Source organism: Streptomyces atratus (assembly GCF_040655115.1).
Classification (GTDB): domain Bacteria; phylum Actinomycetota; class Actinomycetes; order Streptomycetales; family Streptomycetaceae; genus Streptomyces; species Streptomyces atratus_D.
Window position 1 is genome coordinate 1 of sequence record NZ_JBFAJH010000134.1, and the last position, 1,876, is coordinate 1,876.

Annotated in this window: 3 pseudogenes; 2 read left to right on the top strand and 1 reads right to left on the bottom strand. The window is 65.4% G+C overall.

The annotated features are described in order from the left end of the window. Positions 1 to 122: 122 nt before the first annotated feature. Positions 123 to 1,069, top strand: a pseudogene (locus tag AB0I23_RS41400) (IS3 family transposase); the annotation flags it as partial. Between the two features lie 37 nt (positions 1,070 to 1,106). On the opposite strand, the pseudogene AB0I23_RS41405 reads toward AB0I23_RS41400, so the two are convergent. Further along, positions 1,107 to 1,652 (bottom strand): annotated as a pseudogene (locus AB0I23_RS41405) (transposase domain-containing protein); the annotation flags it as partial. Between the two features lie 116 nt (positions 1,653 to 1,768). On the opposite strand from AB0I23_RS41405, the pseudogene AB0I23_RS41410 reads away from it, so the two are divergent. Further along, positions 1,769 to 1,876 (top strand): annotated as a pseudogene (locus tag AB0I23_RS41410) (integrase core domain-containing protein); the annotation flags it as partial.

The window sequence follows — 1,876 nt, forward strand, 5'->3', positions numbered from 1 at the left end:
GCGGAGTACACCTTCATCACCATGCGTGACCATCTTTCTCTGGATCCTCATGGTCCAGTCTCGGATGGTGTCCACGGTCAAGGGGGAGGCCCCGACAACGCGACGCTCGCCACCGAGCGGGACTCCTGCGCAAGGCGACGAAGTTTTTCGCCTCGGAGATGACCTGGTAAGCCGCTGCCAGTTCATCGAGGACCATCGCGAGGCCTTCCCGGTCAAGCGGCTGTGCCAGGTCCTGGACGTCGTCCGCTCCAGCTACTACAAGTGGCGCGAGAACCGGGCCGCCCACGCCGAGCGTGAACGCGCCGACGCACTCCTGGCCGACAAGATCAAGACCATCCACGCCCAGTCGGACGAGGCGTACGGCTCCCCGCGCGTCACCGCCGAGCTGCGCGACGGGCACGGCATGGAGATCAACGAGAAGAAGGTCGCCCGGGTGATGCGCAAGTTCCACATCGTCGGCACCCACCTGCGCAGGAAGATCAGGACCACCGTGCCCGAACCGTCCGACACCCCGGTGCCGGACCTGTTCAACCGGGACTTCACCGCACCCGCACCGAACCTGAAGTACATGGGCGACATCACGTATCTCCCGGTGGGCGATGGGGAGTTCCGCTATCTCGCCACCGTCATCGACTGCTTCTCCCGCCGGGTGGTGGGCTACTCGATCGCCGACCACATGCGCACCGGACTCGTGACCGACGCACTGAAGATGGCCGCCGCCACCCGTGGCGGCCTCGACGGCGCCGTGTTCCATTCCGATCACGGGGCGCAGTACACATCGCGTGAATTCGCTTTGATCTGCGAAGAGTTGGGAGTCGTACAGTCCATGGGCGCAGTCGGGACGTCGGCCGACAACGCCGCCTGCGAGAGTTTCCACGCGTCCCTCAAACGCGAGACCCTCAAGGGCAAGCGCCGCTGGGACGGGCCGGCAGCCTGCCGCCTTGCGGTGTTCCACTGGATCACCCGCTACAACACCTGGCGGCGCCACTCGACCAACGGGCAGGTCTGCCCAGTCGAGTTCGAGCGTCGGCACGAGCTGCAGTCAGCTAGCATGAAACTTGCCGCATAAGCATACAAACCAGTGTCTATTATTCGGGGGGAACTTCCCCCGTCTCGACCAGGGCGGTCAGCCGCAGGGCGGGATAGCCCGAGATGCCCCAGCGGTGCTTCGACTTGCCGAACAGGTTCCGGATACGCGGCTGGTCAGGGGCCTTGAGCGAGCTGCATCCGTCGAAGGCGACCGTCCGCCACGAGCGGTAGCACGTGCCGCGGGTCCCAGGGCGGGCGAGTGGCCCGGACACCGCTTCGAACAGCGCCTTCAACGGTGCCGACCCCAGGCGGCGACGCAGGTCGCGCAGGGCCTTCTCGGAGGGACGGTGCAGCGTGAGTCCGTGCAGACCCGCGGTGAGCTTGCCCCACACCCGCATGTATCCCAGCGACGGGAACAGCGCCAGTGCAAGGAGGAAGTAGATGCCGACCCGGGAGGGAAGATTCCGCAGGCGGCGATGCCCTGATCTGGTCTCTTCCAATACGGCGTCGGCGAGTTCGAAGGGGACGTGCTGAGTCAGCTCGCCGAGGTGTCCCGGTGCGAAGGGTCCGGCGGCGCAGGTGATGGCATGGGTGAGCGTGGTGGTGGCACACTGATCGGGCAACGGGACCTCTCGTGCAGGAAGACCTTGGACGGCTTCTCTGCTTTACCGGAGGTCCCGTTCTCATGTCTGGCGAATTCGCAGATCAACACCCCTTGCAAGCACCCGGAACCGCTTAACTACGCGGCATTGCGGTCTTCCCCGACCGGTTCGGCTCACTGGCCGACGCCCGCGCCTTCTGCCAGCGGTTTTTCACCTACTACAACAACGTCCACCGGCACTCCGGC